This window comes from Sphingomonas sp. CFBP 8765, from assembly GCF_014841445.1.
Classification (GTDB): Bacteria; Pseudomonadota; Alphaproteobacteria; order Sphingomonadales; family Sphingomonadaceae; genus Sphingomonas; species Sphingomonas aerolata.
Map to the genome: position 1 here is coordinate 1 of NZ_JACYTY010000011.1, position 23,806 is coordinate 23,806.

Here is a 23,806-nt window from a genome sequence, read left to right on the forward strand (position 1 = left end):
CAGCAGGAGCTTTTACAACATAGCACCGATCTTTCGGTTTAAAATTAAAAAGACCCACAACCGGTCGTTCAGCGGCTGCAAAGCGGTTCCAAACTTCGGTCATTCGTTCATGCTGGTAACCGGTGGCCCAACTTCGGCGATGGGCTGCGGACCCAACAAGTGTCGCAAGGCGGCGACTGTGGGTATCAGCGTATCGACAGTCAGATTGGTCGCGCTGGAAGCCGCGCTGTTGCTGCGCAAACAAGCAAGCCGCCGACTGTGCCTAGCGGCCACTAAAGCGTTGTGGACGGACTTTGCGGCGCCCGCGCGCCGGTAGCGGCGAGGCGCAGGCAGGGCGCCAGTCCGCTCTCAAACGACCGGGGTTGCGTGCATTCGTCGGGCCCGATCGCGTTCTAAGACCTGGCATGCATTCGAACCGGCCGTGAACCTTGCCCTCTTGCAGAGGTTGGACGGAGAAGTTTGATTTTTTTAGGAGTGGCTATGAGCCCGTCAGCGTTATCGGCGAAAGCGCCGGCATGCCTTCTTGTTCTGGCACTTTCGCTCGGCGCATGTGGCAAGATCAAGGAGAACAAGCCGGCCGAGACGGCACAGACGCGGGCCGAGGCCAAAAGACACAAGGCGGCCTGTGCGTCGAGTACAGCCTATGATCGCATGAAGCGCGTCATTTTCGATCAAGCGCGCGAGCAGAGCAACCACCGTACCAACCTCGACACGCTCGAGGCATTCTCCTTCATCAGGATGGAAAAGCCGATCGTGGAAGGCTGGGATCCGGCGCTCGACGTGACGCGCTGCAAAGGACGCATTATCCTCGACGTTCCGCCGGACTCCGAACAGGCGCTCGGAGGCGAGCGCCGCCTGGCGGCGGACATCGCCTACACGGCTCAGGGCGCGGCCGATGCCAGCGGTTTGGTCTATGCCCTCACGGGCGCAGCGCCGATTGTGGGCAAACTCGCCGCATTCAGCCTGTCGGACGCGACATACCGTCCGCGGCCCGCGGTCGATACTGAGGTCTCGAAGACGGAGCCGCCAGGCCCGGATACGCTACCGACCGAGATCGCTGATCGAACTTCGGCCTCCCAGATCGATGGTTCAAGCACAGACGACCTTGGGGAGGAGGATGCGGCACGGGCCCCTCATTCCTTGGTTGCGAAGACATCAGAAGCACCCGCGAGCGTCTCTCGGCCCGACACGATCGCCGGATCATCGGGTGAAGCGACGGTGCGGACCTTCTACAACGCCCTCGGTACCGGGAGCGGCGACGTGGCTTCTGCGCAGGTCATACCGCAGAAGAGGTCGAGCCGCGCCTACTCCGCCGACGCGATCTCGCGCTTCTACGGCCAGTTGCGGGAACCCTTGCGGCTGACCAGCATCAGCCCCCTGCGGAGTGGCGCCTACCGGGTAACGTATCGCTACGCCGCGCCGGGATCGCGCTGCAACGGCAGCGCCATCGTCCGCCTCACCTCAGGAGGACCCCGACCTCTTATCAGGTCAATCGATGCTACGAACGGCTGCTAGGATGATTGGTCGCCAAAACCGCCTTCATTCAGACGGTGCTATAACCGAAGTCGAGACCCAACGGCGCAAGTCTCGGTTATTGGCGGCGTGTATAGGCTACAAATACGGGAACCCGTAAAACCGTTCCCCTGTTAAATCACAATGGCTGCCTCCACACTGTATAAGCTTCTGCGCTCAGCAATCGCTGGGCTCGAACGAGATATCGACACGATCCAGACCGTCTTCGACATGGGCGAAGAACACGGCCGGAAGGTGCGGCTGCTCGCCTATGCCGGGTATCGCAACGCGACGGCCGTGCGCCTGAAGGGCAGGATCGTCCGTTACGGGAAGCCGCTCGACGCAGGTGACGACATGCTCGTGCGGTTTCGTGCGATGCTGGCGATTTACAACAGCCAAGAGCTCCCCGGCGTGACCGTCCACGTGGAGGGCTATGGGCAATCGCACGACATAGTCACCGACGAGGAGGGATATTTCGACGTCGAATTGATGATCGATCAGCCGTTACCCAAGACAACGCGGTGGGAGACGGTAACGCTGTCAGTCCCCGACGGCGACGTTCCCGACACTCAGGTACCCGTGATCGCGCCGGGGAACGATCAGAATTGGGGAATCATATCGGATATCGACGACACCGTGATTGAAACGGGCGCCACCAATTTCTTAAGGAACTGGCGGCGCGTGCTTATCGAACGACCGCAGGACAGGTTGGCGGTTCCGGGCGCTGCCTCTCTCTACCAGATGATTGCGCGAGACCATATCGCGCCCGCGAGACCGTTCTTCTACGTCTCGTCCTCGCCGTGGAATCTCTACGGATTCATTGCCGAGTTCCTGGAAAACAATTCCATTCCACATGGTCCGATGTTCCTGAAGGATTACGGTATCGATGCCGATAAATTGATCGATAGCGGACACGATGTGCACAAGCTCCAAGCCATCCGATCGATACTGGCCTTCTACCCCCAGCTTCGTTTCCTACTCATCGGCGATAATGGGCAGCGCGACGTAGCTATCTATACACAGGTTGTCAGGGAGTTCGGTCGTCGCGCAGCAGCGGTCTTTATCCGAGATGTCGACGGTTCCTCTCGCGAAGGTACGAGCGGCGCTTTGCTTGCCGAAATCGAGGCATGTGGCGTACCAACATTCTGCGGGGCCGGGTTTGAAAATGCGCTGGCGGTGGTGACCTCGCTTGGCCTCGACCGGCCACGCGAGGCTGCCGGAGCCGTAGTTCAGCCGGCCAGTCCGTAAACTATCGTGTCGAGCGACCCTAGGTCGTTACTACGTTACGGCCTAACCAGAATTGCACTGTTCGACTGCTTTGCGCATGCTCCCAAAGCGAATTGCGAACGAACCGTCTACCTTACAACGGACGATCGAAAGTGATGCGCCAAAACGCCGTTTCCGCACCCTTCACGCCGAAATCGTTGTCGTTCACCAGCAGTATTTGGTTCGCCGCCAGCAGAACCATGCCTTCCAAGTCTGCTGAGATTTCCGGATGATCGTCGGTATCTAGTACCAGCGACTTCCTCAGCGTCGGCAGCGGAAACGGCGCGGAAGACGCGCTCAGCTCTTCGAGCGTCGGTCGGTGCGCGATGTCGAGGTGTTCCGCTCCGAGCGCTTGTGTTGCCTCGACGGTGCAACGGTAGACTTTCGTCGTCTCGGATCCGCGCTCCAACACCAATAGGTCGCCACCTGGTAGCCACACAAGCTCGCTGACCTTGATGTCGCTGCGCTCGAATTTCCCTTTGGCTGTATCGCGGTGGAAGGCGCTTTCTGGCTCGAGCGGCAAGGCGTATTGAGCAACCACATGACCTGTCGGTAACCACACCCGCCACAGCCGCACGTGGCGCCCATGCCTGTGCGCCGCCTCGTTGGGAGGTGCCAATGGGCTTTGGAACGCGAGGATGAGGCAGCTTTCGTCCGGCGACACCGCCAGGGCCTCGAAACCTCGATTGAGCTGACGCCGTGCCGCTAGTATCGGCAGGCTCCACGACCTTGACCCAAGCCGAGGAGACAGCGGTCGTCGCATTCCGGCGTCACACATTACTGCCGCTCGACGATTGCCTGTATGCGTTGCAGCCCTCAATCCCGCATCTGACACGGTCAGCGCTGCACCACTGCCTGCAGCGGCACGGCATATCCCGTCTGCCGGACATCGAGGGCGACAAGTCGAAGCGACAGCGCTTCAAGCGCTACCCGATCGGCTTCTTTCACATGGATATCGCCGAGGTTCAGACTGCCGAAGGTAAGCTCTACCTGTTCATCGGCATCGAACGCACCAGCAAGTTCGCCATCACCCAGCTCGTCGACAAGGCTGACAGGCGAACGGCGTGGGAGCTCCTTGAGCACCTGCTGAAAGCGGCGCCGTACCGGATCCACACGATCCTGGCCGACAATGGCATCCAGTTCGCCGACCAGTCGCGCAATCGCAACACCGCCTGGTCGCGGCAGATGCGCTTCGACATGATCCTTGAGGCGAACGACATCGAGCACCGGCTTACCACGCCGAACCACCCTTGGACCAATGGTCAGGTCGAGCGGATGAACCGCACGATCAAGGAGGCGACCGTCAATCGCTTCCATTATGAGAGCCACGAGCAGTTACTGGTGCAGCGAGCTTGATTTGCATGATGCTAAGGTCGCGATATGCTGAGATCAGCGAACTGTCAGCGAAGTTGCTTTCAACGTGGCTGAGCTGTTCCCCGCACTGATCGTGAACGTGCCCGGTTCGACGACGCGATGCATCTCGACGTTCCAGAAGGCCAGATCGGCGGGCTTCAGGTCGAACGTCATCGTTCGCTTCTCGCCCGGCTGCAACGTCACGCGCTGAAAGTGCTTAAGTTCAAGGACCGGCCGGGTGACCGTCGCTTCGTCGTCGCGGACATAGAGCTGGACAACTTCGTCCCCGGCGCGGCGGCCGGTATTGGCGACGTCAACCGATACACGCACCGTTTCATCGCGGCCGATCGTCGACTTGGTGAGCCGCGGCGCACCGACGTCGAAGCTGGTGTAGGACAGGCCGTAGCCGAACGGGTAGAGCGGGGCAGTACTTTCAAACAGATAGCCGCGCCGCGAGGTTGGCTTGTGGTTGTAGAAGATCGGCAGCTGGCCCTCACTGCGCGGGATAGACACGGGCAGCTTGCCGCCGGGATTTGCGCGGCCGAGCACGACATCGGCGACGGCGTTGCCGGTTTCCTGACCTAGATACCAACCCTCGACGATCGCAGGCGCGTTCGCCTCGAGATACGTCGCGGCGAGCGGACCGCCGTTCAGCAACACGACCACCACTGGCTTGCCGGTCGCGAAGAGACGGCTGGCCAGCTCGTTTTGCTCGCCGATGAGATCAAGCTTCTGCCGGTCGCCGAGATGCTGGTCGGCCCAGGCCTCGCGGCTTAGCTGTTCGTTCTGACCCAGCACCAGCAGGATCGTATCTGCCTGCTCTGCCTTGCGCACGGCTTCCTCGATCAGCGGGGCGTTCTCCGCCGGCGAGACCAGTTCGACCTTGTCGGCGGCCCACTGACGACTGCGGGTCAGGCGAACGCCCTCGGCATAATCGACCGAGAAGCGCCCCTGTGCGGCCTGCTGCATGCCCTCTAGCACGCTAACGACATGCTTGGGCACGTCCGAATAGCCGCCGATCGGGGTGTCGCGGGCGTGGGCACCGATGACCAGCATCTTGCCGACCTTGCCCGGGTCGAGCGGCAAGACGTTATTCTGGTTTTTGAGCAGCACCATTGAACGGACGGCGGCTTCGCGAGCCAATGCTATCGCGTCGGGCGTCGCCGTCTTGGCTTCGGCCGCGCGGGCGTCGGCGTAGGGGTTTTCAAACAGTCCCATCTGGAACTTCATGGTTAGGATACGGCGGACAGCGTTGTCGACCTGTTCCTGCGGCACCTTTCCCGACCTGACCATCTGCGCCAAAGTCGCCCAGCCCTCGGCGTCGGGTAGTTCCATATCGACCCCGGCATCTAACGCGCGGCGGCCGGCGGCGGCCATGTCGGTGCCATACAACTTGTGGCGGGTATTCAGTTCCTTGATCGCGAAATAGTCGCTGACCACCGAACCCTTATAACCCCACTCGCGACGCAGCACGTCCTCGAGCAGCCATTTGTTGGCATGGCTGGGGATGCCATCGATCTCGTTATAGGATGCCATCACCGCCTGTACCGGCAGTTCCTTCACGGCGCGTTCGAACGGCGGGAAGAAATTTTCGCGCAGCGTCCGTTCGGAGATATTGGCCGGGCCGACATTGGTACCGTTTTCAGGCTGACCATGGCCGGTCATGTGCTTCAGCGTGACCATGACCTTGTCCGGCTTCAGCGGCAGGGTTGTTCCCTGAAACCCTCGAATGGCGGCCAGACCCATTTCGCTGACCAGCACCGGGTCCTCGCCATAGGTTTCCTCGATCCGGCCCCAGCGCGGATCGCGGGCGATGTCGACGACGGGCGCGAGCGCGAGATTGGCGCCGCGGGCGCGCATTTCGCGGGCGGCAACGCCGAACACGCGCTCGACCAGTGAAGGATCCCAAGACGATGCCAACGCGATCGCTTGTGGGAAGCTTGTCGCGCCGCGCGCGACATAGCCGTGCAATGCTTCCTCATGCATGATCATCGGAATGCCAAGCCGGGTCTCCTCGACCGCCCAGCGTTGCGCCGCGTTGATATAATCGGCGGTCTCCCGGGCGGTGCGGTTGACCGCATCGGCGGCAACGCCGGCGGCGTTGTTGCTGACGGTCACCCCGCGCTTGTCCGACGGACGGGTGATCTGGCCCAGGCCGTTCGGGAAGGCGCGCAAAGCCTTTTGGGTCGAAAAATCGCCCTTCGTGTCCTGAATATCGCTCTTCTTTTCCCAGATGCCGATCATCTGGGCGACCTTTTCCTCCAGCGTCATGCGTCGCAGCAGGTCTTCGACGCGCGCGGCGACTGGCTGCGAGGCATCTTTGTACGGCATGCGCTGGGCCGATGCCGCACGGTCGACGCGAGTCTGCGCGACGAGTGTGCCGGTCGCAGCGGTCGTCATCAGACAGACAATTGCCAAGCGAACGGGTTTTACACGAACGGTCACAATCTCTCTCCCCGGGGCATTCGACATCAGGTTCGACTGCGGCCTACTTTGGTAGCGCTATCGGATATCTGGGGGTAGGAAAGCCGTCAACTCATCAGCATTCCGCATCTACTGATTCTTGCGATCGGCACTGGGACCATAAACGGCTGTTCGCAAAGTCGTTTTGATAACAGCTTTGGCCATTCGTCCTTCTTACGCTGCGCTCGTCAGCCTACCCGGTCAGATTACCGCACTTAGACGGGATCGAAGCGTGTCGCGCACGTCCCGCGTATGACGACGATCTTCATATTTGCGGAAAACATCGGATTTAAACGTTTCGGTGCGCCTGCGCGCTCCAGCCTTTCGTTTCCGCGACAACCGGGGCAAGGCAGCCGCATGGAGATGATCGGCAAACCGGTTCGCGAATGGCACGACGTCACGCGACAGACTTTTCAGACTGAGATCGTACCGATGGGTGAACCAGCGGTACTACGAGGTCTGGTGGCGGATTGGCCAGCAGCCATCGCTGGCAGCCGTTCGGGCCGTGAACTGGTCGCTTATTTGGCCCTACATGATTCAGGCGCACCACTATCGACCTATGTCGGTGCCCCATCCATCGCTGGCAAATTCTTCTACCGCGAGGACATGAACGGCTTCAACTTCGACCGTGGGACGGCACCCTTCCGTGCCGTGGCCGATATGTTGCTCGGCGATCTGACGTCGGGAACCGGTCCATCGATCTACAGTGGCGCCGCATCCGCGGTGGAACACTTCCCGACATTCGCCGCCAACAATCCCATGCCGCTGCTCCCGCCGACGACATCCCCCAGGTTGTGGATCGGCAATGCGGTGACGGTATCGACCCACTACGACACCGCGGACAACATCGCCTGCGTGGCTGCGGGCCATCGCAGCTTTACGCTGTTTCCCCCCGAACAGGTTGCGAACCTGTATGTCGGGCCTCTGGAAAATACGATCTCCGGTCAACCCGTCAGCATGGTCGACCCATTGGCGCCCGACCTGGACCGATTTCCACGCTATGCCCTGGCGGTCGAAACCGCGCGGTCAGCGGTGCTGGCGCCCGGCGACGCGATCTATGTGCCAACGATGTGGTGGCATCACGTCCGCTCGACCGAGCGCTTTAATCTGCTCGTCAATTACTGGTGGAGCCCACCGAACGATGCGTCCGCTTTCGAAGCGTTGATCTACGCGATGCTGGCCATCCGCAACCGGCCGGCAGCGGAGCGCCAGAACTGGCGGGCGTTTTTCGATCATTATGTGTTCGACGCCGACGCGGCCGACGCGGACCACCTGCCGGCCCATGCACGCGGTATCCTTGGGCCCAGCAGCCCCGAGAGAACGGCGCTCATGCGCGAGTTCCTCCAGCGGGGACTGGGACGACGAGCATGAACGAGCGGCGACATGCCCGGCTGACGATCAGCCTGTCCGGTACGAACCTCGAACGCGCGGCGGATTACAACCAGCGCGTGGTATTGCAGGCGATCCGCCTGCGCGCCGTGACGACCCGGCAAGAACTGGTCGCGGTGACCGGTCTGACGCCGCCGACGATCGCAACGATCACCCGCCGCCTGATCGCCGCGGGCCTGGTCCAGATCGTCGGACGACTGCAACAGGGGCGCGGGCAGCCTGCCGTGCAATTGGGCATAGATCCCGACGGTGCGTTCGGCATCGGCATCAACATCGACCGCGACCATTTGACCTTCGTCATTCTCGATCTGGCTGGAAATGTCCGCGCGCGTGTTTCCCAGGACATCGCCTATGCCCTCCCAGAACAGGTACGAACATTTGTCGCCGGGGCGGTAACGACCTGCTGCGACGACCCTCGCGTGATCGTCGACAGGATCGTCGGCGCCGGCATCGCGGTTCCCGAACCGTTCAGCAAAGCCGGCTTCCACGATCAGCCCGCTGACTACTCGGTGTGGAACGACCTCGACGTCGCAGGCTTGCTGTCTGACCTGATGCCTTGGCCGCTGCATGTGGACAACGATGCTGCAACCGCAGCGTTAGGCGAACTGGAGTTCGGCTCGGGCCGCAATTGCCACAATTTCTTCTACCTGCTGATTGGCGCAGGTCTTGGTGGCGGCCTGGTGATAGATGGAAGCTATTACAGAGGCGCCTCTGCAAGAAGCGGGGAAGTCGGCTATATTCTGAGCCGGGTTCCCAATTCGAGCGGGAAGTCCATCGAAAGCCGCGTTTCGCTTTCCGCTCTATACGATCGCCTGTCGGACGCCGGATGCATCAGCGGGTCACTTGCCACGCTCGGCTTGGAGGACGCGCGCACCATGAGAGTCATCGACGCCTGGATTGCCGAAGCTGCCGAAATGCTGGTCGACCCGATGATCGCGATCAATTGCCTTATCAATCCACAGGCGGTGTTGGTCGGAGGTCGGTTGCCCGAACCGCTGATCGATTCCTTGGTCGTAGCCTTGACGAACGCGCTCGCGAAGCACGCCGCCGATATGCCTTCGATTGCGCCGATCAGGCGTGCTGCCATGGCTGCCGACGCACCGGCGGTGGGCGCGGCTTTGTTACCGTTCAGCGATCTCATGCTGCCCTCGGATGCAATTTTGATGAACGTCGGACGCGCCTGATCGCATTTCGTGAAAATCAAAATTAATATTGATTGACGACGCCTCCCAAGTGGTTTGAAACGCGACCAATCCCGCAAGACGGGGACCGGGGAGAGAATGATGAAGACAAAGCTTTCGGTCGCCAGCGTCCTGGCGTTGCTCATTGGCACTGCGGCAATAGCGCAGACGGGGCCAATCTCGCTCTCCCCCGTCGCACATGCCCAGACATGGCCGAAGGTGGCGGCAAAGCCCGCGCTCGATCCCATGCTCGAAACCAGGATCGGCGACATTCTTGCTGCCATGTCGATCGAAGACAAGGTTGGACAGATCATCCAGGCCGATATCGCGACCGTAAAGCCGGAAGACCTTACGACCTACAAGCTCGGCTCGGTGCTGAACGGCGGAAATTCGGCGCCCAACAACGACGAGCTGGCACCGCCAGCGGAATGGCTGAAACTGGCCGACGCGTTCTACGATGCCTCGATGGCGCGCACCGATGGTCGGCCGAAGATCCCGACGATTTGGGGGACCGATGCGGTCCACGGCAACAACAACATCGTCGGCGCCACCTTGTTTCCCCACAATATCGGGCTAGGTGCGGCCCGCGATCCCGCGCTGATGGAGAAGATCGGCCGCATCACCGCACTCGAGACGGCCGCGGCCGGACTCGACTGGAGCTTCGCACCGACACTCGCGGTCGTGCAGGACGATCGGTGGGGGCGCACCTACGAAAGCTATTCCGAAGAGCCTGCCATTGTGGCCAGCTATGCCGGCCCGGTCGTCACCGGCATCCAGGGCAAGGTGGGTTCGCCAGATTTCATGACGCCGGGCCACGTCATTGCGACCACCAAGCATTTCGTCGGCGACGGCGGCACGGGCGGACGCGATCAGGGCGATACTAAGGTCTCGGAGGTCGTACTGCGCGACGTGCATGCGGCAGGATACCCCCCCGCGATCGAAGCCGGCACCCTGACCGTGATGGCGAGCTTTTCGAGCTGGAACGGCGAGAAGATGCACGGCAACAAAACGTTGCTGACCGACGTGCTGAAGGGCCGGATGGGCTTTAACGGTTTCGTGGTCGGCGACTGGAACGCGCACGGCCAGATCGCGGGGTGCAGCAACGAAAGCTGCGCTGCGGCCATCAATGCCGGCCTCGACATGTTCATGATGTCGGGCGATTGGAAGGCGCTGTACCGCAACACGCTGGCGCAGGCCAAGTCGGGCGAAATCGTGCCGGCGCGTCTCGACGACGCCGTTCGTCGTATCCTGCGCGTGAAGATGCTTGCCGGAACCTTCACCGCGGGCAAGCCCTCGACGCGACGCTATGCCGGACAGTTCGGCCTGATCGGATCGCCGGAAGGCCATGCCATCGGACGCCAGGCCGTCCAGGAATCGCTCGTCCTGCTCAAGAACAACGGGGGTATTCTGCCGCTCAAGCCCAAGGCGAATATTCTCGTCGCCGGTAGCGCCGCCGACGATGTGGCGCAGCAGGCTGGCGGCTGGTCGATCAGTTGGCAGGGTACGGACGTGCCGAAGCGCGGTTTCCCCAATGCGACCTCGATCTGGAGCGGCATCGACACGGCCGTGCGCGCCGGCGGCGGTACCGCCACCTACTCGCCGACGGGCACCTATGCCGCGAAACCCGACGCCGCCATCGTCGTGTTCGGCGAGACCCCCTATGCCGAATTCATGGGCGACCGACCGACCCTGGAATATTCACCGGGCGACAAGGCCGATGTCGCGCTGCTCCGCAAACTGAAAGCGGCGGGCATCCCTGTCGTCGCGGTTTTCCTGTCGGGCCGCCCGATGTGGGTGAATGCCGAACTCAACGCTTCGGATGCCTTCGTCGCGGCGTTCCTGCCGGGGAGCGAAGGCGCGGGCGTCGCCGACGTGCTGTTCGCTGGCAAGGACGGCAAACCCGTTCATGACTTCCGGGGCAAGCTGTCCTTCTCATGGCCGAAGCGTCCCGACCAGTATGTCCTGAATGCCCGCGATACCAATTACGACCCGCTGTTCAAATTCGGTTATGGCCTCACCTATGCGGATCGCGCCGTGGTAGGCACATTGGACGAGACGCGTCCCGCCGGCATGGCGGTCGACGCGGGCGGCGTCTTCTTTACGAAGGGGCGCGTCCCCGAAGCGTGGAGCCTGTCGCTCGGCGAAGGCGACAGGGGATCGACGCGCATAGTCGGCAACAGCGGCCGGAGCCCGGGCGGCGCGCTGACGATCGCGGGTATCGATCGCAATGCGCAGGAGGATGCCCGACGCTTCACCTGGACAGGCACGCACGAGGCGGCCGTCAAGATCGAAGCCAACGCGCCGCTCGATATAACGCGTGAGGCGAATGGCGAGCTGAGCATGATCGTCCAGTTCCGAACGGACGCAAAACCCGCGTCGGCCGTCACTCTCTCGATGGTCGGCCCCGACAAAACCGCTGCGATCCCGATCACGGGCATTTTACGGGCCGCACCGATCGGCGAGTGGAAGTCCCTGGCGATCCCGCTCAAATGCTTCGTCGCCGTCGGGATCGATCCGCACAAGGTCACCGAGCCGCTCATCATCTCGACCGCCGGAAAACTGACGCTCTCGATCTCCGACGTTCGTCTAGCGCATGCCGATGGACCGGTCGCGGCGTGCCCGACCAACTGAGGGACTGATCGCTACGAGTCTTCTCGTCCTGCCGATGCAAAGATGGCGGCGACCCGTTATCGGGTCGCCGCTTCCATCCCGGTGACGTCACCGGGAAACCGGGCCCCGGATCGGCGTGTCAGATGGCGGCGCAGTTTGCGCGGATATAGTCCGATTGCGACGGCATCTGCGCGATCGTCTGGCGGATACCCAGCCTCATGCGCTCCACCGCCTCCACGAGCTTTGGTTCGTCGATCCCGTCGACAATCGGGTCATAGCCCTCGGGCGTGACGCCCTGCCCCAACATCACTGCGACCCAGCTCGCCAGCGAGAACAGTTCGTCGTCATAGCGGAAGAAGCGGCCTTTCGCGCGGAACAGCTCGGTCTTTCGACGCAGGCTGTCCGGCACGGTCATCGTCCGCACATGGTTCCAGAACGGTGAATCGTCCCGCGTCGTGGCGTGATAATGCAGGATGATGAAGTCGCGCACGCCGTCATACGCGCTGCCCATCAGGCGGTCATATTCGCCGGCCTCGACCTGGAGGAACCGTCGATCGGGAAACAGCGCGAGAAGCTTGGCGATCCCGGTCTGGATCAGGTGGATCGAAGTCGATTCGAGCGGCTCCAGAAAGCCGCCGGACAGGCCAAGCGCGACCACGTTGCGGTTCCAGAACCGCTTTCGCCGCCCCGTGACGAACGCCAGACGTCGCGGATCGGCGATCGGCGGTCCTTCCACGGTGCCGAGCAACGTCGCCTCCGCGTCCTCGTCGGAGATATGGGCGCTCGAATAGACATAGCCGTTGCCGGTGCGGTGTTGCAGCGGGATGCGCCACTGCCAGCCGGCGCTTCGGGCCGTAGAGCGCGTGAACGGCACGGGGGCGCCAATGTTCGCCGTCGGCACAGCGACAGCGCGATCGCACGGCAGCCAATGGCGCCAATCCTCATAACCGGTCTTCAGCGCGCCTTCGATCAGCAGGCCGCGAAAGCCGGAGCAATCGACGAACAGCTCGCCTTCGATGCGACGTCCGTCGTCGAACGTCAGGCTATCGACGAACCCGTCTTCGCCACGCAATCCGACATCGACGATCCGCCCCTCGATACGCTCGACCCCGCGCGCTTCGGCATAGGAGCGCAAGTATCGAGCGTAGAGCCCGGCGTCGAAATGAAACGCATAGGGCAATGTGCCGAAGGGCGACCGGGGATCGGGCGATTGCCGCGCGAACCGCCCTGCCGCCGCCGCCACCGCGCACGGCGCATAATGCCATATGTCGGCGCACTGGCCCTGTTTGGCGAGCTTAAGGAAGAACTGATGGAAGTTCAGCCCTTCGATATCGTGTCCGAACTGGCCGAACGGGTGAAAATAGCGCTCGCCGATCCGCCGCCAGTCGACGAACTCGATGCCGAGTTTGAACGTGCCTTGCGTCTTCGCGACGAAATCATCCTCGTCGATGCCCAGCATCTGATTGAACGTCGCGATCGTCGGAATCGTCGCCTCGCCGACCCCGACGGTGCCGATCTCTTCGCTCTCGATCAGACGGATACGCGGCTGCCCCCCGCCCTGCCTACCGCCTAGGAACTTGGACAGCGCTGCCGCCGCCATCCAGCCGGCAGTGCCGCCGCCGACGATGACGACCTCGCGGATGCTGTGTTCGTTCATGCGTTGGTCCTCAAGCTTGCCAGGTAGGCGCGGTGGGTCGGCGCGGCGGCGACCGCCTTCGACAACCGCGCCCGAAAATCAGCCATCGCCGCGCGCGCGCGTTTCGGATCGACCGCCGCAGTCAACACGTCGCCGCGCCGGGGCACGATGCCCTGCCCGAGCAGCACCGCGTGCCAGCTGTCCCGATCGAAGCTCTCGCCATCGCGGATCGGCAACCGTCCCCGCTCGCGAAACAGCGTCAGCGTCTCGGCCAGCAGCGGCGGCAACGCGACGTTGCGCGCTACCTGCCAAAACGGCTCGGGTCGATCGGACGTCGCATAGTGCAGGATCAGGAAATCGCGCAGGCGATCCGCCTCCTGCCCCGTCTCGCGGTTATAATAAGCGAGCTCGACCGCATCGAAATCGCGATCGGGCAGCGACGCAACGAGCCGATCAATCTGCGTGTGCAACACGTGCAGCGGTGCGGCCTCCAGCGGTTCCACGACGCAATGCGCCTCACCGATCGCCACGACATTGCCGATCCAGGCGCGCGATCGCCTGCCGTTTTGGAACCGCCGAACGTCGCCCGGTTCTTGGCGCGCGCCGTCTACGTAGACGATCGCCGTATCGGTTCGGCCGGGCAGGCACGACGTAAGGCGCCAACCGCCATCGATCGCTTCGACCTGCTCCAGGGGTGGCAGGACCGAATCGGCAGGCGCGGCATCCGGTATCCCGAGCGTCTGAACGACGCTGTCGCACGGCAACCACGCCGACCAATCCTGCCAATCGTCGCCGAACTGGCCGATGAGCCGCGCGTCGGCGTTGGTCGCGTCGATGTAGAGGTCCGCCTCCAGACGCCCGCCATCGTCGAGGTGAAGCGCCGTCACGCGGTGGCCGTCCGTTTCCGCATGTCGCATCCCGCTGGCCGTCACCACGACGCCCAAATGTCGGGCATAGGCTTCGATGAACCGGCGATAGACGCGCGGATCGAGCTGTAGCCCGTTGGCATAGCCACCGAGTATGTCGCCGCGCGCTGGAATGAACCGTCCCGCTGCCGCCAGCGTGGCGGCCGGTGCGAAGCTGTCGAACGGCTTGGCTCCCCCCATCCCTGCCCACAGCGTGGCGAAGGGGACCCCGTCGATAGGCATCCCGGCGGGGCCATAGGCGTGCGTATAATCGGTCCCGCTCCACCCCAAGAACCGGGTGCCGAGCCGGATGCCCGCGCCGGTCCGCGCCAGGACATCGCGCTCGTCCAACCCGATATCCGCATGGAACTCGCCGATCGACGGCGATGCACCGCCAAACAGATCGACGAAGCCTGGACGCAGGTCCGCGACGGGTATCACCGCGACCGAGACATCGGGCACCCGCGACTTGAGCGCAGCCGCCGCGCTCCAACCCGCAACCCAGTCACCGACCACCGCGATCGTTCCGATCCGCATGTCGCTCATGCCGCAGCCGCCCCCGATTGCGCGATATAGGCGGCGTGATCGGGCATGGTCATGACCGCGTCGCGCGTCTCGGCGCGGAGCCGTGCCAGCGCCTGGGCAAGCGCGGCATCGGACGGCCGATCCGCACGCTGGTCATATCCCTGCGGCACCACGCCCTGCCCCAGATACACCGCGATCCAACTCGGCTCGAGGAATACGCCCTCACGATAGGTCATCACGCGACCTCGCTTTCGGAACAGCGCCAGTTTCTCCGCGAGCGTGTCGGGTACCTCCATTGTCCGCACATGATCCCAGAACGGCGAGTCGTCGCGCGTCGTCGCGTGGTAATGCAGAATCAGGAAGTCGCGGATGCGGTCATATTCCAGATCAACAACCCGGTTGAACGTATCGCGGTCGACGGGCGAGATCGGCGTGGCGGGAAACAACTCCAGCAACTGCGTGATCGCCAGCTGGATGAGATAAATGCTGGTCGATTCCAAGGGCTCCAGGAACCCGCCGGCCAGCCCCACGCCGACGACGTTTCCGACCCAGCTGCGCGCTCTCCGGCCAGCCTTGAAGCGCACCATGCGCGGGTCCGCCAGCGGCGTGCTTTCGATCGATCGCAGCAAGGCGTCCTGCGCCGCGCCGTCGTCGATATGCGCCGACGCATAGACATAACCGTTGCCGACCCGGTGCTGGAGCGGAATACGCCACCGCCAGCCGGCAGGCATCGCGGTTGCCGTCGTATAGGGCTTCAGCGTCCCCGCGTCCGCGCAAGGGACCGCGACCGCACGGTCGCAGGGCAGCCAGTGCGACCAGTCTTCGAACGGCTCGCCCATCGCCTGCCCCAGCAGCAGCGATCGGAACCCCGAGCAGTCGACGAACAGGTCGCCCGTCATCCGCCGGCCATCGTCGAGCACGACCGCGACGACATCGCCCGTACTGCTACGTTCGACGTCGACCACGCGCCCCTCGGTGCGCGTCACCCCGTGCCGCTCAGCCCGCGCGCGGAGAAACGGCGCGTAGCGCGTCGCGTCGAACTGATACGCGTAGCCATAGGTCGACAGCAGTGATCGCGGATCGTCCAGCGGCGGCGCGAACTTTGCGTGACGCGCGGCGACGACCGGCAGCGAATAGTCCGGAAGCGTCGCGATATGGCCGGCGCGGCTGAGATAATGATGGAATCCCACCCCGTCGACGTCATGGCCGAAGGCGCCGAACGGATGGATATAGCTGTCACCGATCCGCGCCCAGTCGGAAAACTCGATGCCGAGCTTAAACGTCGCCGCGGTCGCTCGCATGAACTCGGCTTCGTCGATACCCAGACGCGTGTTGAACGAACGGATATGTGGCAGCGTTGCTTCGCCAACGCCGACGATGCCGATCTCTTCGGACTCCACGAGTTGAACCTCAGCGACCGATCGCCCCGCAACGGCCGCAAGCGCCGCTGCGGTCATCCAACCTGCAGTGCCGCCCCCCACGATGACGACTTTAAGAGAAGCTCGCGAAGGTGATTTGATAGCGGCTTCCTCTCCAGTTGCGCCGGTACGGTAATGCCGATCTCAGCGAGTGTGACCTGTAGGCAACAGATGAATGAAAATCAAAACACTTATACATCAAGTCTCTGTGTTAGCCATTGTCCTAGCGTCGGATCGCGAGCTACCGGGCGACATCACTCGCGTCCTTGCGAGAAAGAGAGTCAGCGCACATTCGCAGCTTGGCCTCGGGGGAGAAATCAAATGCCCGTCATCGCTTCGCGTAGTGCACAGCTATCTTTGGTCCGTTCGCTAGGTATCGGTGTCTCCGCAGTAGCACTCACCGCCAGTGGTCAAGCCTTCGCGCAGACGGTGATGCAGCCGACAGCCCCCACGACCAACAGCCAAGACGGCGGCATATCGCGCTCGACTGATCCTGTTGTGTCCGGTGCAGCAGCCCCCGATGCGCAGACGGGAACGCCTTCTACCGGACAAGATCCAGTGGCGGCCCAGACCGATGCGGCGACTGGAGACGAGATCGTCATCACCGGCATCCGCGCCAGCTTGGCGAACTCGCAGGGGATCAAGCGCGATGCCGACACCGTCGTCGACGCGATCACCGCCGAAGACATCGGTGCGCTGCCCGATCGCTCGGTAACGGAGGCGCTTCAGCGCGTGCCCGGCGTGTCGATCAGCCGATTTGCGGCGGGCAACGACTCCGATCACTTTTCGGTCGAGGGATCCGGGATTGTCATTCGCGGCCTCAATTACGTCCGCTCCGAATTCAACGGTCGCGACAGCTTCTCGGTCAATGGCGGCCGCGCGCTTAACTTCCAGGACGTCTCACCCGAATTGCTCGGCTCGGTCGAAGTTTATAAGAACATGACCGCCGATCAGATCGAAGGCGGGATCGCCGGAACGGTCGTCCTCAACACGCGCAGGCCCTTCGATAGCAAGGAGCCGGTCGTCTACGTGTCTGCGGACATGAACTATGGCGACTTCTCGAAGAAGGGCTCGCCCGCGATCTCCGGCCTCGCCTCGCGGAACTTCGACACGAACATCGGTCGTTTCGGCGTCCTCGTCGGCGGGTCGTATTCGCAACTCTTCAGCCGCGCAGACGGTTTGCAGGTCACCAACTACCAGGCCCGCTTCAACGGATCGCAGGACATCAACGGCGACGGGGTGAACGAAACCGACAGTCTGGCAGGGCTTGCCCCGGGCCAGGTGGCCTACGCGCCCGTGGGCGCCGGCGTCCGCACGCAGGACTTCAACCGCGAGCGCATCGGTGCGGCCGGCGCGCTGCAGTTCGAATCGAACGACAAGTCGCTGCTCGCCACGCTGCAGTTCGTGCGCAGCGACGCGCGCCAGACCTGGGGTGAGCGCACGGTGGAAACCGTGTCCGACGGCATCGACCGCGCGACGGCGCCGCGGCCTGGCACGAACTACGCCTTCGGCGACGACGGTCTTTTTGATACCGGTACGATTTCTTTGGATCGCGGCTTTGTGCCGGCTGGCGGTCAGCAGCGCGGTATGGTCACGCAGCTTGCCAATCGCGGCGTGAAGACGCGTGCGGTGACCAATGATTTCGGCGGCAACGTAAAATGGCAGGCAACCGAGGAGCTCGCGTTCAACTTCGATGGCCAGTATGTGAAATCGACCACGAAGCAGACGGATCTGTCGGTTTATGGATCGACTTTCTCTGACGTCGCGCTCGACCTTACCGGGAACACGCCCGACATCAGCTTCCTTGCTCCTAACGGCGCGAACAGCCAGGCGTATCTCGCGGATCCGGCCAATAGCTATTACCGTGCTGCGATGGACCATTTCGAGGACAACAAGGGCCACGAATGGGCTTTCAAAGCGGACGCGACGTATGATTTCGGCGACGAAAGCTTTCTGAAGACGGCTAAAGTCGGCGCACGCTATGCCGACCGCGACCAGACTGTGCGCTACTCGCTGTATAACTGGGGCGTGCTGAGCGAAGTCTGGGATGGGTCTGGCCCGGTAACCTTTGCCGATACCAGTCCGAACAGCTACGGCTTGTTCAGCTTCGACAACGTGTTCCGCGGTGACGGTCCGTCCCGACTCGGTGCGAACTACATCAACGGAAACGCGGCATCGAGCTATGACGCGGTCACCGCACAGGCGCAGGCGGTCAATGCAATCTGGCGCAATCAAAAGGGCGCGAATTCCGGCGGATGGACGCCCGCTGGCCAGCGCGCTGGTGTGGTCGCAGGCACAAGCTTCCTGCCGAGCGAGGTTTACACTAATTCCGAAGAGACCAAGGCCGCCTATGCCCGGCTTGACTTCGGCACGCAGGGCAATGACCTGTTCGGAGGCCTGAAGGTCTCTGGTAACGTCGGCCTGCGGTACATCCAGACGACGGACAAGGCGAACGGCTTCTTTACGTTTCCAACGCCCAACCAGATCATCGGCAGCGCCGCCAGTGTCGCCACCTTCTGTGCCCAGCCCGCACAGACGAGCCCCTTCTGCGGCCTGACGTCGACCCAGCAGCAAGATGTCCTGACGTTTTCCAACGGGACTGCCATCAACCAGACGACGCGCAACCGCTTCGATCACTTCCTGCCGAGCTTCAACCTGAAGGTCGGCATTACGCCGAACCTGATCTCGCGCTTTGCCTATTCGAAGGCGATCTCGCGGCCAGGCTTTGAACAGTTGCAGAGCACGACGTTGATCGCGCCGACCAGCGGACTGTCGGTATTCCAGCTCGAAGGGGGCAGCCGGAACTCCAACCCGTTTTTGAAGCCCGTCGAGGCGAACCAGTTCGATCTCACCGCGGAATGGTACTTTGCGAAAGTCGGCTCGTTGACCGCTGCAGCGTTCTACAAGGATTTGTCGAACGTCATCGTTGCCAACGTCGCGCAGACCCGATCGATCACGAACAACGGCATTACCCAGAACGTGCTGTTCGTGGCGCCGCAGAACGCGGACAGCCACAGCAACATCAAGGGCTTCGAAGTCGCCTATCAGCAGACGTACGATTTCCTGCCGGGGCTGCTGTCGGGCTTCGGCGTGCAGGCCAACTATACCTTCGTCGACCCGTCCAACATCCCGCAGGGCCGCGGTGCGCAGGCCACGTCGCCGACCACCACGATCGACGTATCGCGCCTGCCGCTTGAAGGGCTCTCGCGCCACACGATCAACGGCGCACTCTTCTACGAGAAGGGCCCCGTGTCGTTGCGGGCCGCCTATAATTGGCGATCGCGGTACCTGCTGACAATCCGTGACGAGATCGCACCATTCCTGCCAATCTACTCGAGTTCGTTCGGGCAGCTTGACGGAACGATTCTGTACTCGGTCAACGACAACTTCAAGATCGGCTTCCAGGGGGTCAATCTCCTCGACAGTACGACGAAGACAGAATCCGTCATCAACGCCGAGGGGCTGCGCGCACCGCGTAGTTACTTCAAGAACGATCGTCGATTCTCGCTGACTACACGGATGAAATTCTGATCTAAAGGCCACGCGTAATAAAGCCGAGAATTTGCAGCTTCCTGTATCCAAAAATCAAGAAGCTGCAATTTTTGGCTCGTTAGCGAAAGGGACAGTACCGTGCTCTTAAAATGCTTGCTGGGTACGGCTGTGGCCCTCGCCACCCCTTCCGTCGCCTATCCACATAATGGTGTCGGAAAACTATCGACGCAGACGTCCGAGCGCCCGGCGATAGCAACCGACCCAGCGTGGCGCACCGCCTCGCGCCTACACCGCGGCGTCAACATCGTCGGATACGATCCGCTGTGGGATGATCCGCAAAAGGCACGGTTCAAGCCGCGTCACTTCCGGATTATCAAGCAGGGCGGGTTCGATTTCGTCCGTGTCGTGCTCCAGTCGTTCAAGCACATGGATGCCGGATACCGCCTCGACGCGAAGTGGCTCGCAACGCTTGATGGTGTCGTCAAGGACGCGACCGCCGCCAGCCTGAGCGTCATTCTCGACGAGCACGACTTCAACCTATGCTCGGAAGCGCCGGACGCGTGCGAACCAAGGCTGATCGCGTTCTGGGAGCAGATCGGCATACGGTATCGCGACGCGCCCGACACCGTATTGTTCGAATTGCTGAACGAGCCGCACGCGCCGTTGGATGGTCCGCGGTGGAACGACATGCTGCGCAAGGTCATTCCCGTCGTCCGCGCGACCAATCCAGGCCGGACGCTGGTGATAGGGCCAACCCGCTGGAACAATCTGGACGAACTGCCTGGGCTCGGACTTCCCAAATCCGACCGGAACATTCTCGTCACCTTCCACTCGTACGAACCGTTCCAATTTACCCATCAGGGGGCGCCCTGGGCTTCGGAAGCCGCCGGACTGAAGGATGTGCCCTTCACGTCCGCCGACGAGGCGCGGATCAAGGCCGACTATGACAAAGTCGGTGCATGGTCGCGCGCGAACGATCGTCCCGTCCTCATGGGCGAGTTCGGCGCCTATGAGAAAAACGGCACGCCGATCGAGGCCCGCGCCCGTTACACCGCGACCGTCCGCCGCGAAGCCGAGGCGCATGGCTTCCCCTGGGCCTATTGGCAGTTCGACAGCGACTTCATCCTGTACGACATCGACAAGGATCGTTGGGTAGAGCCGATCCGCAAGGCGCTTGTACCGACGCGACGGTAGGGTATCCGACTGCACCGAAGTGATGCCTACGGCGCAAGATCGCCCCGGTGTACGAAGAAGGAGAGCACATGACGTACGAGCTGACGCGACGCACGGTTCTGGCGGGCATGGGTATTGGCATGGTCGGAACGACGCTGCCCGTCTTTGCACGGCAGCCCGACGATAGCGTTTTTCTGCTCAGCTACTTTACCGACAAGGACGAGGGCCGCGACGGGCTGAAGCTCGCGCGCAGCGACGATGGCTATGTGTTCACAGCGCTGGGCGGCGGGCGCGGCTTCCTCAAACCCGACGTCGGGCAGGACAGGCTGATGCGCGATCCGCACCTGTCGCAGGGCCCGGACGGGTTATGGCATCTCGTCTGGACCAGCGACTGGTTCGGCCCGGTCATCGGCCATGCCACGTCGCGCGATCTCGTCCGCTGGTCGAAGCAGCAGACTATCCCGGTGATGACCGCGTTTCACGGTGTCCGGAACAGCTGGGCGCCCGAAATGACCTATGACGCAACGGCGCGCGAGTTCGTTATCATGTGGTCGAGCAGCATCGATGGCAGGTTCGGCGCAACGCCCGGCGGGCGCTTCGACGGGCTGAAGCTGCGGCCATATTGTACCCGGACGCGGGACTTCCGGCGATTCACGCCGACCAGGCTCCTGTTCGACCCCGGTACGGACTCGATCGATTTCACCCTGCTCCCGCTGGACGGTGGCGGCTATCGGCTGATCTACAAGGACGAGACCCACGACGTCGAACAGCGGCGCTGGCTGGTAAGCCGTACCGCCGCCTCTCCGACCGGCCCGTTCGGTTCGGTCAGCGCTCCGTTTACGGGCACTATGACCGAGGGCCCTACCGCCATTCGGCTGAATGACCGGTACCTCGTCTATTACGACATCTACGAAAAGGGTCATTTCGGCGCGGCGTCGACTACAGACTTTGTGAATTGGCAGGACGAAACGGCGCGCATCCGCTTTCCGGACAGCGCGCGCCACGGCACGGTGATCCGGGTGCCCCGCGCCTTCGCCGACGCGATAAGTTGATCGAACTGGGATGCCTAAGCTGTGATACCGCGTTTGGAGCTGCTAAGCCTGTTTTGACCGGCGCTTGGTTTATTTGACCCGCACAGCTTGGCGACGCGATGACTCATCTCGCCTTCGGCATGGAGTGGCCGAAGGCATTTTCCGGTACAACGGTAATTGCAGGATTTGCTGACGTTGTTCCGTGGGGGGCATAGCCACCGCCTGAGCTGCGCCAACGAACGTCCGCTCACTTTAGGTCGCTGCTCAAAAGTGGCCGTTCCGGCTTCTACCCTGAAACGCCGATACGCAGTCCTACGTCTCGGACGCTGCTACCGTATCTAGCTTGGGGACGAACTTGTAGACGGTGCTCGGGAGATGCCGAGTTGGCGAGCGATATGTGCGGGCTTTATGCCGTCGGCGATCAGCTTACGCACCGCGTCGGGATCAATACGCGGCTTGCCGCCTTTGTAGATGCCTTGCGCCTTCGCTGCCTCGATACCTTCAAGTTGCCGTTCGCGTCGGAGGCTCGTCTCGGACTCTGCAAATACGCCGAGCATATCAAGAAATGCTTTCCCCGCTGCCGTGCTTGTATCGATCGGTTGCTCGGTCGCCTTGAGAGCGGTTCCCCTACCCTTCAGCTCGTGCACAATATCCTGCAAATCTCTCATCGACCGGGCGAGCTCGTCAATACGGGTCACCACCAAAGTGTCGCCTTTGCGAAGGAAGTCGAGCAGGACTTGCGGTTCGGTCCGTGCACCGCGCTCACTCCCTGAGCTTTTTTTGACCGGACGGTATACCGGAAGGCACATCTTTCGGTCTGACATGCGATCGGCCTCGTTCATCAGGTAGCGGCCTAGTTGGTTCAATTTCCGGATCGGCGAAGCCGCACTTCGTCCCTTTAACGCGCCTGCCTCTTGAGCTAATGGCGGCGCAGGTCGCCAGCTTGGGCTTCGTGTTGTTGACCTTCAGCCGGACCAGATGCGCGGGTTTTTGTAACCGCCGGTCAGAAGGATAACTTTCTGTGCATCAACAGCAACGCTCCGTTTGGTGACCAAGCGTGTCAATGTAGTGCGGCTAACGGTGTCGCGGCGCTGAAGACCTTCCCCAATTGGGCGTTTTGCCGAGGCAATGACGAGGACGAGCGTTTATGGCGGATTTTGCGGGTTGGATGGCACTGGTGGCAACCTGCGTCGCAGCAGTGATGACAGCTTCGAACCTTGGCGTGCGCGTAACGGGTTGGGGTTTTGTCATTTTTACGGTGGGCGCGGCGGCCTGGGTTGTAGTGGCTATCGCTACCGATCAGACGCAATTGCTCTACTCGAACATTTTTCTAGGCCTAGTTGACGTCTTTGGTATTTGGCGATGGCTTGGACGGCGCGCGCGCATCAGTGACACCGCTCAGGCCGAGGTCGCACGCAGTACGCTAGAGAATGGAGAGGCTCTTTTCTCAATCGCGACGCTGGACGGCTTGCCGATCAAGGCTAAGGACGGCGAGGTCGTCGCGTATGCGGTGGATGCTCTTGCCGCCTCCTCAGGGGGGCAAATTAACTATCTGATCATTCGCGTGGGCGGTGTAGGTGGGTTAGGTGAGACGCTGCACCGGCTGCCATGGCATGCGGCAAGGATCGCGGATGGCGAGGTCAAGACCGATCTCGATAAGAAGGCGATCCAGCGCCTGCCTGTCGCTGTCGCTAGCTGAGGAACTAACACGCGGCCCGACGAATGAATTGACATGTCATTCATGTTCGGTGCGCTCAGAGGCCTCGGCTCCCGCACGCGGGTTTGGCACATAATGAGGAACGACGATGGCGGTGCGACTGACGGACCAGAGATCGGTGGTCGTCATCAGCGA

16 protein-coding genes and 1 pseudogene are annotated in these 23,806 nt (G+C 62.2%); 11 read left to right on the forward strand and 6 right to left on the reverse strand.

What is annotated here, in order from left to right; all coding sequences use genetic code 11:
• The 3 genes from IFT87_RS20210 to IFT87_RS18525 form a co-directional block, all read left to right on the forward strand.
• Positions 1 to 316: hypothetical protein (locus IFT87_RS20210; protein ID WP_206757237.1), on the forward strand; the 316-nt coding region annotated here is incomplete at its 5' end.
• A gap of 164 nt (positions 317 to 480) precedes the next feature.
• Complete coding sequence (locus tag IFT87_RS18520) at positions 481 to 1,515, forward strand: hypothetical protein (RefSeq protein ID WP_192191552.1); 1,035 nt, start codon at positions 481 to 483, stop codon at positions 1,513 to 1,515.
• Between the two features lie 141 nt (positions 1,516 to 1,656).
• Complete coding sequence (locus tag IFT87_RS18525) at positions 1,657 to 2,760, forward strand: App1 family protein (protein ID WP_192191553.1); 1,104 nt, start codon at positions 1,657 to 1,659, stop codon at positions 2,758 to 2,760.
• Positions 2,761 to 2,872: 112 nt separating this feature from the next.
• Here IFT87_RS18525 and IFT87_RS18530 read toward each other — a convergent pair whose 3' ends face one another.
• Positions 2,873 to 3,556 carry an esterase-like activity of phytase family protein gene (locus IFT87_RS18530; RefSeq protein WP_342211201.1) on the reverse strand — a complete coding sequence of 228 codons (684 nt, stop codon included), beginning with the start codon at positions 3,554 to 3,556 and terminating at the stop codon, positions 2,873 to 2,875.
• On the opposite strand from IFT87_RS18530, the pseudogene IFT87_RS18535 reads away from it, so the two are divergent.
• A pseudogene (locus IFT87_RS18535) lies at positions 3,499 to 4,116 on the forward strand (DDE-type integrase/transposase/recombinase); the annotation flags it as partial. The gene IFT87_RS18530 and the pseudogene IFT87_RS18535 overlap by 58 nt on opposite strands.
• 51 nt (positions 4,117 to 4,167) lie before the next feature.
• On the opposite strand, the gene IFT87_RS18540 reads toward IFT87_RS18535, so the two are convergent.
• Positions 4,168 to 6,576, reverse strand: a complete 2,409-nt coding sequence (locus IFT87_RS18540) for a glycoside hydrolase family 3 N-terminal domain-containing protein (protein WP_342211202.1) — start codon at positions 6,574 to 6,576, stop codon at positions 4,168 to 4,170.
• Between the two features lie 270 nt (positions 6,577 to 6,846).
• On the opposite strand from IFT87_RS18540, the gene IFT87_RS18545 reads away from it, so the two are divergent.
• From IFT87_RS18545 to IFT87_RS18555, 3 genes are all read left to right on the forward strand, one after another.
• Complete coding sequence (locus IFT87_RS18545; RefSeq protein WP_249403453.1) at positions 6,847 to 7,965, forward strand: cupin-like domain-containing protein; 1,119 nt, start codon at positions 6,847 to 6,849, stop codon at positions 7,963 to 7,965.
• Positions 7,962 to 9,167 carry an ROK family transcriptional regulator gene (locus tag IFT87_RS18550; RefSeq protein ID WP_192191556.1) on the forward strand — a complete coding sequence of 402 codons (1,206 nt, stop codon included), beginning with the start codon at positions 7,962 to 7,964 and terminating at the stop codon, positions 9,165 to 9,167. Before IFT87_RS18545 ends, IFT87_RS18550 begins: the two co-directional genes overlap by 4 nt.
• Positions 9,168 to 9,266: 99 nt before the next feature.
• The gene (locus IFT87_RS18555) at positions 9,267 to 11,795 is read left to right on the forward strand and encodes a glycoside hydrolase family 3 protein (protein ID WP_192191557.1); all 2,529 of its coding nucleotides are present in this window, start codon (positions 9,267 to 9,269) and stop codon (positions 11,793 to 11,795) included.
• A gap of 118 nt (positions 11,796 to 11,913) precedes the next feature.
• Here IFT87_RS18555 and IFT87_RS18560 read toward each other — a convergent pair whose 3' ends face one another.
• From IFT87_RS18560 to IFT87_RS18570, 3 genes are read right to left on the reverse strand one after another with little or no spacing between them, the layout of a single operon-like run.
• Positions 11,914 to 13,431, reverse strand: coding sequence for a tryptophan halogenase family protein (locus IFT87_RS18560; protein ID WP_192191558.1), 1,518 nt, complete (start codon positions 13,429 to 13,431; stop codon positions 11,914 to 11,916).
• On the reverse strand, positions 13,428 to 14,861 hold the full coding sequence (locus IFT87_RS18565; protein WP_192191559.1) for a tryptophan 7-halogenase: 1,434 nt from the start codon (positions 14,859 to 14,861) through the stop codon (positions 13,428 to 13,430). The genes IFT87_RS18560 and IFT87_RS18565 overlap by 4 nt, the downstream gene beginning before the upstream one ends.
• Complete coding sequence (locus IFT87_RS18570; RefSeq protein WP_426291594.1) at positions 14,858 to 16,360, reverse strand: tryptophan halogenase family protein; 1,503 nt, start codon at positions 16,358 to 16,360, stop codon at positions 14,858 to 14,860. Before IFT87_RS18570 ends, IFT87_RS18565 begins: the two co-directional genes overlap by 4 nt.
• Positions 16,361 to 16,393: 33 nt before the next feature.
• On the opposite strand from IFT87_RS18570, the gene IFT87_RS18575 reads away from it, so the two are divergent.
• The 3 genes from IFT87_RS18575 to IFT87_RS18585 all read left to right on the forward strand — a co-directional run bounded on the left by IFT87_RS18575 (position 16,394) and on the right by IFT87_RS18585 (position 21,975).
• Complete coding sequence (locus IFT87_RS18575) at positions 16,394 to 19,789, forward strand: TonB-dependent receptor (protein WP_192191561.1); 3,396 nt, start codon at positions 16,394 to 16,396, stop codon at positions 19,787 to 19,789.
• 129 nt (positions 19,790 to 19,918) lie between these two features.
• Positions 19,919 to 20,944: a glycoside hydrolase family 5 protein gene (locus IFT87_RS18580; RefSeq protein WP_342211204.1), complete on the forward strand. Its 1,026-nt coding sequence runs from the start codon at positions 19,919 to 19,921 to the stop codon at positions 20,942 to 20,944.
• Between the two features lie 68 nt (positions 20,945 to 21,012).
• Positions 21,013 to 21,975, forward strand: a complete 963-nt coding sequence (locus tag IFT87_RS18585) for a glycoside hydrolase family 43 protein (RefSeq protein ID WP_192191562.1) — start codon at positions 21,013 to 21,015, stop codon at positions 21,973 to 21,975.
• A gap of 317 nt (positions 21,976 to 22,292) precedes the next feature.
• On the opposite strand, the gene IFT87_RS18590 is transcribed toward IFT87_RS18585, so the two are convergent.
• Positions 22,293 to 22,796 carry a recombinase family protein gene (locus tag IFT87_RS18590; RefSeq protein WP_192191563.1) on the reverse strand — a complete coding sequence of 168 codons (504 nt, stop codon included), beginning with the start codon at positions 22,794 to 22,796 and terminating at the stop codon, positions 22,293 to 22,295.
• Between the two features lie 305 nt (positions 22,797 to 23,101).
• Between IFT87_RS18590 and IFT87_RS18595 the strand changes: the two genes are divergently transcribed.
• On the forward strand, positions 23,102 to 23,653 hold the full coding sequence (locus IFT87_RS18595; RefSeq protein WP_192191564.1) for a PRC-barrel domain-containing protein: 552 nt from the start codon (positions 23,102 to 23,104) through the stop codon (positions 23,651 to 23,653).
• Positions 23,654 to 23,806: the final 153 nt, after the last annotated feature.

Bases quoted from the DNA above. Each gene is read 5' to 3' on its own strand.
- IFT87_RS18520 (WP_192191552.1), top strand. From the start codon at position 481: ATGAGCCCGTCAGCGTTATCGGCGAAAGCGCCGGCATGCCTTCTTGTT.
- IFT87_RS18525 (WP_192191553.1), top strand. From the start codon at position 1,657: ATGGCTGCCTCCACACTGTATAAGCTTCTGCGCTCAGCAATCGCTGGG.
- IFT87_RS18530 (WP_342211201.1), bottom strand. From the start codon at position 3,556: ATGTGTGACGCCGGAATGCGACGACCGCTGTCTCCTCGGCTTGGGTCA.
- IFT87_RS18545 (WP_249403453.1), top strand. From the start codon at position 6,847: ATGACGACGATCTTCATATTTGCGGAAAACATCGGATTTAAACGTTTC.
- IFT87_RS18550 (WP_192191556.1), top strand. From the start codon at position 7,962: ATGAACGAGCGGCGACATGCCCGGCTGACGATCAGCCTGTCCGGTACG.
- IFT87_RS18555 (WP_192191557.1), top strand. From the start codon at position 9,267: ATGAAGACAAAGCTTTCGGTCGCCAGCGTCCTGGCGTTGCTCATTGGC.
- IFT87_RS18560 (WP_192191558.1), bottom strand. From the start codon at position 13,431: ATGAACGAACACAGCATCCGCGAGGTCGTCATCGTCGGCGGCGGCACT.
- IFT87_RS18565 (WP_192191559.1), bottom strand. From the start codon at position 14,861: ATGAGCGACATGCGGATCGGAACGATCGCGGTGGTCGGTGACTGGGTT.
- IFT87_RS18575 (WP_192191561.1), top strand. From the start codon at position 16,394: ATGCCGATCTCAGCGAGTGTGACCTGTAGGCAACAGATGAATGAAAAT.
- IFT87_RS18585 (WP_192191562.1), top strand. From the start codon at position 21,013: ATGACGTACGAGCTGACGCGACGCACGGTTCTGGCGGGCATGGGTATT.
- IFT87_RS18590 (WP_192191563.1), bottom strand. From the start codon at position 22,796: ATGAACGAGGCCGATCGCATGTCAGACCGAAAGATGTGCCTTCCGGTA.
- IFT87_RS18595 (WP_192191564.1), top strand. From the start codon at position 23,102: ATGGCGGATTTTGCGGGTTGGATGGCACTGGTGGCAACCTGCGTCGCA.